6 protein-coding genes are annotated in these 7,647 nt (G+C 68.2%); 2 read left to right on the plus strand and 4 right to left on the minus strand.

Annotated features, from left to right (window positions below):
- Positions 1 to 29: 29 nt before the first annotated feature.
- The 4 genes from AX702_RS02915 to AX702_RS02930 all read right to left on the minus strand — a co-directional run bounded on the left by AX702_RS02915 (position 30) and on the right by AX702_RS02930 (position 5,060).
- On the minus strand, positions 30 to 1,034 hold the full coding sequence (locus AX702_RS02915; RefSeq protein WP_066775928.1) for a hypothetical protein: 1,005 nt from the start codon (positions 1,032 to 1,034) through the stop codon (positions 30 to 32).
- A complete protein-coding gene (locus tag AX702_RS02920; protein WP_066775930.1) occupies positions 1,024 to 3,648 on the minus strand; it encodes a fimbria/pilus outer membrane usher protein in 2,625 nt (874 codons plus the stop codon). The genes AX702_RS02915 and AX702_RS02920 overlap by 11 nt, the downstream gene beginning before the upstream one ends.
- Positions 3,649 to 3,651: 3 nt before the next feature.
- A complete protein-coding gene (locus AX702_RS02925) occupies positions 3,652 to 4,413 on the minus strand; it encodes a fimbria/pilus periplasmic chaperone (protein ID WP_066775931.1) in 762 nt (253 codons plus the stop codon).
- Positions 4,414 to 4,526: 113 nt separating this feature from the next.
- The gene (locus AX702_RS02930; protein ID WP_066775934.1) at positions 4,527 to 5,060 is read right to left on the minus strand and encodes a hypothetical protein; all 534 of its coding nucleotides are present in this window, start codon (positions 5,058 to 5,060) and stop codon (positions 4,527 to 4,529) included.
- 413 nt (positions 5,061 to 5,473) lie between these two features.
- Between AX702_RS02930 and AX702_RS02935 the strand changes: the two genes are divergently transcribed.
- Positions 5,474 to 6,196 carry a helix-turn-helix transcriptional regulator gene (locus AX702_RS02935; protein WP_066775936.1) on the plus strand — a complete coding sequence of 241 codons (723 nt, stop codon included), beginning with the start codon at positions 5,474 to 5,476 and terminating at the stop codon, positions 6,194 to 6,196.
- A 128-nt stretch (positions 6,197 to 6,324) separates the two neighbouring features.
- Entirely contained in the window at positions 6,325 to 7,524 is a 1,200-nt protein-coding gene (locus tag AX702_RS02940; protein WP_066775938.1) for an AAA family ATPase, read from the plus strand.
- Positions 7,525 to 7,647 lie beyond the last annotated feature (123 nt).

The following is a 7,647-nucleotide window of genomic DNA, read 5'->3' on the forward strand; positions in this document are numbered from 1 at the left end:
GGGGGGCGGCGCCGGGCGGGCGCGTGCGCTTACCCCTCGGCCTTGAAGGTCACGACCAGCTCGTCGCGATAGACGCCGGCCGCCGCGCGGGGGTGCGGATCGACGGTGATGGTGAGATCCAGCATCAGCGGCGTTTCGGGCGTGGTGACGAAGCGCGTTGCCGTGCCGCCCGCCGCCAGGCTGATCGGCCGGCCGCCGGCGGACAAGCGATAGGGAATGCCCGGCGCGCCCGCCTGATGGCGCAGCACGCCCCCATTGGCCGACTGGAAGCTGAGCGACACATCCGCATTCGCCGTCACGTCGAAGCCGAGCGTGCGGGTGACGCCGCCCTCCAGCCGGCCGAGATCCACCGCCCCGCCGCTCGCGCCCGGCAGGAAATCGCGCGCGGACACGCTCAGCACCGATGGCACGGCGGCGGCGATGGCGAGCGGCGCCTGCACCACCAGCTCGGGCAGGCCGTCTCCCAGCCGGTACAGGCGGATCACCGTATGCCCGGCATAAGCGCCCGCGCGCACCACCTGCCCCGGCGGGATGGACACGAACAGCGCCACCGCCTGCGATCCCAGCCCCTCGCCCGAGGCGCCGTTCAGCCGCGAGAAGCTGGTGCCCTGCACATCCTCCGACAACAGGGAGGGGCCGTTGGGCGATTGCAGCACGTCAAAGCCCAGTCGCCCGCCGCCCGCCGACTGGAGGAACGCACCGTTGGGCGCGCGCTCCGCGGTCAGATACCATTGGCATGGCGCGCCATCGTGCAGCACCACCACATCCGTCTGCTCCAGCGCCTCGCCGGCGGTGGGTTCATAGCCGCGCCCGTAGATGCCGCGCCACGCCGTCTGGCCGGCCAGCCGCAGATCGAGCTGGCACGGATCGCCGCTCGCCGGTGATGATGCGCCAAGCGCCGGGAGCTGCGCGGGCGCCCCGCCCTCCGCCGCCGCCGCTGGCGCCGGTATCGCCCCAAGCAGCAGGCCGAACAGCAGGCCGAGCAGCAGGCCGAGTAGCGGAGCGCGCGGCGGGGCGGCACGGTTATTTCGCATCCTGTTTCTCCCGGATCATATCCAGCCGGATCGGCGCCTCGATCCGGGTTGGGCCAGCCTTGCCGGTCGGCACCGCGACGTCGGTCGTCACCCGCCGCCCATCCACCGTGACGCTGATCTGATAGGTCGCCCCTTCCACCAGCCCGTCGAGGAAGAAGCGCCCCGATCCGTTGGTGAAGACGAGCTTGGGCTCCGGCTCCTTGCCGCCCACGCGCCGCGCCTCGCCCGAGACGAAGGGCAAGGGCGTGCCCGCCGCATCGGCCAGCACGCCGACGATCGCGGCGGCGCCGCCGTCGCTCGACTGTGCCGGGCGCAGCAGATAGCCGGATCGGAAACCCGGCTTCAGATTGAACACCGCGCCCGCGCCCGGCGCGGCCCGGTCGCCGCGCTGGTCGACCTGGATCGAGCGTTCCAGATAGGGCTGCAGGTCCGGGATCACGCCGGCGCCCAGCCAATCGGTATAAGCGGCATAGCTGGTCACGGCGGAGCCGAAGCCGGTGCGCGGCTCCACGGCATAATCGCCGTCCTTGGGCGGCGTGACGATGGCGAAGCTGTTCAGCACCGGGCGGGACAGGGCAAAGGCGCCGTCCGCCATCACCAATGCGGTACCGAAGCCAAGCGAGGTACGCAGATCGCGCACGCCCGGTGCGGCGGTGCGCACCACATCGGCAAATCCCTCGAAGCGATTGCCGACATAGCTGCCGCGCACATATTGCCGATCCGCCCCGTCGCGGCGCTCCACCCCGGCGCTCAGCCCGGCGGCGCCCACGCCCTGCGCGGCGATGCGGTTATATTCCAGCCGGCTGGCATTGTCGCGCGTGGCATAGCTGGCGGACACGGTGCCGCGGCCAAGCGGCACGAACAAAGCGACGCTGGCGCTCAGCCCGCTGTCCTCGCGCGCCTTCACGTAATCGACATTGGCCGAGATGGTGCCGAAGCGCGCCTGATAGGAGGCGCCGACGCCCACGAACCAGCGTTCGCCGCCCGCGCCGAAATCGCCGAAGTCGCGCAGGCGATCATAGCCGCCGGACAATTGCAGGCGGGTCCGCTCGCCCACCATCTGGCCATAGCGCGCCTGCGCCGAGACGGCGGTGAAATTGCCCCCGAACAGCCCATCGAGCGTGCGATAGTCGCGCCCGGTCAATTGCACCTGCGCGTCCAGCGAGCGGCCGAGCTGCTGATCGGTATCGCGCCACGAATAAAGCAGCACCGCCGATGCGGTGGCGAGCGAGGGCGCGCGCACGTCGGTGGACGCGGCAACGAAGATCGACCCCAAGGGCGAGGCCCAGGTCACTTCGCCGCCCAGATTGGTGAAGCGCTCGTTCCCCTCCACGCTCGCTCCCACGGTCAGCACGTCGCTGACGCCGTAGCGGGCATAGCCGAGCAGGTTGAAATCATCGCGGTCGTAACGGCGCAGCCCGCCCTCGTCGCGATAGGGAACGCCGGCATTGGCGGAAAATTCGAGCATCCCGGGCGCCAGCAGGTCGATATCGTAGAAAGCGGGAAAGCGGATCGTTTCCACCTCGCCGCTGGCATAAGTGATGCGGATCTCCACGTCGTTCGTGGCCGAGGGCATCAGCGAGAAATCCTGCAGCGAATAGCGCCCCGGCGGCAGCGAGAAGGTGCGCCCGCCGCGCCCGTTCACCAGCACGTCGACCCGCGCCGGCCGGTCGATCTCGAACGCGCGCGCGCCGCCCCGGCGGATGTTCAGATAGGGATCGATGCGATATTCGCGCCGCGCCGCCAGGCCCATGATGCGCCCGCCGCGCTGATAGGAGCGGCGACCGATCGACAAGTCGCCCGCCTCATAGCGGATCAGCCGATCAACATCGTCATACGTGGCGCGAACGTCGCCCCGGCTCCACTGCCGCTCGCCGCGCTCGGCATAGCGCAGCCGCCCCTGAAGCGCGACGCCGCCGATGTTGAGCCCGAGGTCCGCATCCGTGGCGAAGCCGGACAGGCCCGTTTCCCCGCGCGAGGATTGCGCCACCACGTCCACCCCGCCGCGAAACGAGGCATAAGCGGACACGCCCGCCTGCTCGACAAAGGCAAGCTCCGGCCGCGCCCGCGCGCCGCGCATCCGGATCACGCGCGCGGATCGCATGGCCATCGGCACGCCAACCGTCATCACCAGTTCGCCGGGATCGAACGCCACCGTCAGGCCAAGCGCGCGCAGCTCCGCAAAGCCGACGCGCGCGCCGCGGTTCGCCAGCGCCTTGAACGCATCCGCCTGCGCATCGAGCAGGATCGGCAGCAGCACCTCCGTCACGAAGGCGCTGTCGACATGCCCCTCCCCGGCCGGGTCGATCATATAGGCGCCCGCCGGCATGCCATCCAGCAGCACGGTGTAGCGCCCCGCCGCCACCGGCGGGCGTTCCTTGCCGAACACGCGGCGGAAGATGTCATCGGCGGACGGGGTCGCCTCCGCCGGGCCCGCGGGCGCGACACCGTTCTGGACCGGCGCTCCAGCCTGGACCGGCGCCCCGGCTTCGACCTGAGTTTGGGCCGGGACCTGAGTCTTGGCCTGGACCTGAGTCTGGGCGATCACCATGGAGGGCAGGCTCGCGCTGACCGACAGCAGCGCGAGGCGCCCGAGCCCAACCAGCCGGGCCACGGCCTAGTTCAGCGTGATATACTGGGTGGTCAGCTTGCCGGAGAGGGCGTGACCCTTGAGATCGGCGGGCATGGCGATCCGCACCACCCGCTCCACGCCGGGCAGGATGTTCAACCCGGCCAGCGATTTCACCGCCTCCCCTTCCAGACGATGCGGCGTGCCGTCCGCGCTCAGCTCCAGCACCGGGCGGTCAAGGATCGCGCGGCTGGTGCCTTCGGACTTGATGCGCAATTCCAGCTCGTCCTCGCCGGCGGCATTCTTCACCGCGGAAACGCCGGCCAGCGTCGCCTTCGCCTGGCGGTTCTCCGGCATGACATAGAGCGCCGCTTCATAGCGGTAGCGCATCGTCACATCGGCGGTCAGATCGCTGCGCACCTGTTCCTTGAACTGGATCGGCAGCTGTTCGGTGACGATGCGATAGGCAAGCTCGGTGGTGGGGGCGGTGTCGCCGACCCATTGCACGCGAAAGCTTTGCGACGACTTGGGCGGGATAACCATCTGCGGCGGGGAGACGATGATATTCTCGTCATCGGCCGTCAGCGTATCGGACCCGTCCGGTTTCTGCGCGCGCTGAAACGCCTTTACCTCGATGGCGATCGGCACGTCATGAGTGTTGGTGATCACCGCCGTCTGCGCGGCGCGCGCGCCCGATGGCGCAAGCTGGATCACGATCGGCTTCAGATCATAAGCGAGCGCGGACGTGCCGGCGCTGGCGGCGATGGCGAAGCCGGCCAGGCCAAGCGCCCGGCGTGCATGGTTGAACATATCGTTTCCCCCCAAAGCGATGATGTGCCCGACGGCCCGGATCGGCGGCGCAAGTGGGGGGAAGGGGAGCGACCCCCTCCCCCCGACCGCGAGATCCTGAGACCGGGGGGTGCTCAGAAGTTCGCGGCGAGCGTGATCGTCAGCTCGTCCGAATAGGTGCCGGCGACTTCATAGTTCGACAGGCCGTTGAACTGCAGGTCGAGGTTGCCGGTGCGGGTGCCGCCGTTGAGCAGGATGTTGGTCCAGTCATTGTCGGTGACGATCACGACCGGCGCATTCTTCATTGCCGCCGAGCTGGTGCTGGTGGCGCCGATGCCGAGGCCCAGGAAGCTGGCTTCCACGTCATAGCGCACGTTGACCGAGCCGTTCGATTCGGCGTGACGCATGCCGCCGTTCAGCGACTGGAGCGAGACGGTGTAGGGCGAGTTGCAGGCATAAGCGATGGTCAGCACGCCCTGGTTGCCCGTCTCGCTCATGTTGACATTGTAGGTGCCGCTGCCCTCGGGGAGCAGTTCGCAGTTGCTGGCGACCGTGCCGGACAGCGCCAGCTTATACTGTTCCGAATCCTTGCCGACCTGCGCCGAAGCCGGTGCAGCAGCCGCAACCATCGCCAGCGTGGCGGCCGAAATAAGTGCGAGAGCCTTCATGATTACCTCCTGTTGGTCATGCTGGGTCTGCAAGTGATATCTTCCCCCCCTCCAGTTCTCGCCGTGCGCCAGGACACGGGAACTGTTCGGTTGAAGCTGCTTGCCCCCGCCAACAAGGTTGCGGAAACGGCGCCCCGGCAACAATCGCGCATCGGACGCTGGCGCTGCTCTTCGGAAAGCGCCGCCGGGCCGATGGATCGCACAGCGGACCGGATGATCGTGGTCGCGCGTCTTTGGACGCCGGGCAAGCCATGGTTCACGCGCAGGACGGCAGAATACTCACAAAGAGGCAGGAGCGTGCAACTATCGACGCACTCCTACTGACATCTTCGTAAGTGCGGCAAAGTCTGCTTAAGGAACGGTGAACAGACCGGACGGGGCCGGGAATGTTCAGTCTAGGGGGGAATTACTTCATGCAAGATGCGCTGCGCGCGGTGCTGCTGTGCACCAACAACATCTGGCGCGAAGCCATTGTCGCCGCCCTGCGCATCCAGAACATCGAGGTCCTGCCCGCGCGCGCCGCGCCCGGCGGCCATGGCTTCGCCGCGACCAATGATGATGGCCCCGCCCGCGCCGATCGCATCCCCGACGTGGCGCTGATCGCGGCGGATCATGATCCGGCGGACCTCGCGCAAGGCATGGCCGCGCTGCCGATCGCCAATTGGGTGGTGATCGGCGGCCCCGCGCAGCAGCCGCTGGTGGCGCAGCTCCAGGCGGCGGGGCGCAGCGTCTCGCTCGCCTCGCCAGCGCTTGACGGTCGGCAGCTTGCGCATGTCGCGGCGCTGGCGGCGCTCGGCCAGCCGATCTGCACCACCCCCGATCTGCTGTGCCCCGCGCCGCACGACGGCGACATGCTCGAGCAGGCGGGGCTGGACGAGGAGCAGTGGCAGTTGATGCGCTGCCTGTCCGAAGGGCTGTCGAACAAGGAGATCGCGCGCCTGCACCAGACATCGGAGGGCGCGGTGAAGGCGCGAATCCGGGTGCTCCTGTCGCGGCTTGGCGTCGCCAACCGGACGCAGGCGGCGGTGATCGGCGCGCGCGCGGGGCTTCGGATGGAGCGCGGCACGCCCCGCCCCCGGCTGGTGTTTCAGCAGCCATCGGTGCCGCCGGCGGCGCTTTACGCCCTGGCGAGCTGACCCGTCGTCTGCGATCTTGATCCTCTGAACAGGCGCTGCCGAACGCCCGCCGTAACGATCTTGCGCGATTGAACCAAATCGTGCGATGAGTGCGCGGACAAGCTTCAATCGACGCGCGGGGCTCCGGCATGAATGCAATCACCAGCCAGATCGGCGATCTTGCCGAGGCCGGCGAGCGGATGATCGAACGGCTCCGGCGCAAGGCGTTCCTGCCGGAAAGCCGCAAGGGCCTCAACGTCCGCTTCGGCATTGCCGAGGCCGCCGCGCTGCTCGGCTGCTCGACCAATCGCATCCGCATGGCCGAGGATGACGGCCGCCTCCCCCCGCCCCCCGCCAGCGAGAGCGGCCGGCGGCTCGGCTATACGGTGGAGGAGATGCTCCACATGCGCCAGGTGCTGGGCGCCTCCCCTGCCCGCGCGCCGCTGGACGTGCCGGCGATCATCGCGGTGCAGAATTTCAAGGGCGGCGTCGGCAAGTCCACCGTCACCACGCATCTGGCGCATTATTTTGCGGTGCAGGGCTATCGCGTGCTGGTGGTGGATTGCGACAGCCAGGCGACCACCACCACCCTGTTCGGCTTCAACCCGCATTTCAACATCACGCGGGAGGAAACGCTCTACCCCTATCTGTCGATCGACCCGACCGAGGCGGATCTTGGCTATGCGGTGAAGCGCACGCCCTGGCCGAACGTCGATCTGATCCCGTCCAACCTCGAATTGTTCGATGTGGAATATGAGCTGGCGGCGGCGGGCTCCAACGGACAATCCGTCTTGGCGGCGCGGTTTCGCAAGCTGAAACAAGGGCTTGTCGATCTTGCGCGGGATTATGACGTGGTCATTCTCGATCCCCCGCCCGCGCTCGGCACGATCAGCCTGGCGGTGATGCAGGCGGCCAATGCGCTGCTGGTGCCGCTGGCGGCGACGACGCCCGATTTCTGCTCCACCGTGCAGTTCCTGTCGATGATGGATCAGGTGCTGCGCCAGCTCGAAGGCGCCGGGATCCAGGTGGATTACAGCTTCGTCCGTCTGATCTGTTCCAAGTTCGACGCCAATGATCCCAGCCACGCCATGGTCCGCGCGATCATGGAGCAAAGCTTTGGTCCGGCGCTGCTGCCGGTGCCGATCCTCGATTCGGCCGAGATCAGCCACGCCGCGCTGCGCATGATGACGGTCTATGAGCTGGAAAAGCCGATCGGCACGCCCAAGACGCACAAGCGCTGCCGCACCAATCTGGACGAGGCGCTGGGGCAGATCGAGCAGCTCGTCCGCCAGGGCTGGGGCCGCGTGGCACCGGCGCGCGAGGAGGATGTGATCCATGCCGCGGCATAGCAAGGCAGCCTCCACCGCCCACCCCTTTCCTACACGCCCTTGTTCCGCATATGTTCCGCGCGTTTTCGCCAGCAGGGGAGGCATGTGATGGCGCGTAAACAATCCGACTACCTCGCCGGACTG

The sequence above is a fragment of the Sphingomonas sp. CCH5-D11 genome, assembly GCF_001557395.1.
Taxonomy (GTDB): domain Bacteria; phylum Pseudomonadota; class Alphaproteobacteria; order Sphingomonadales; family Sphingomonadaceae; genus Sphingomonas.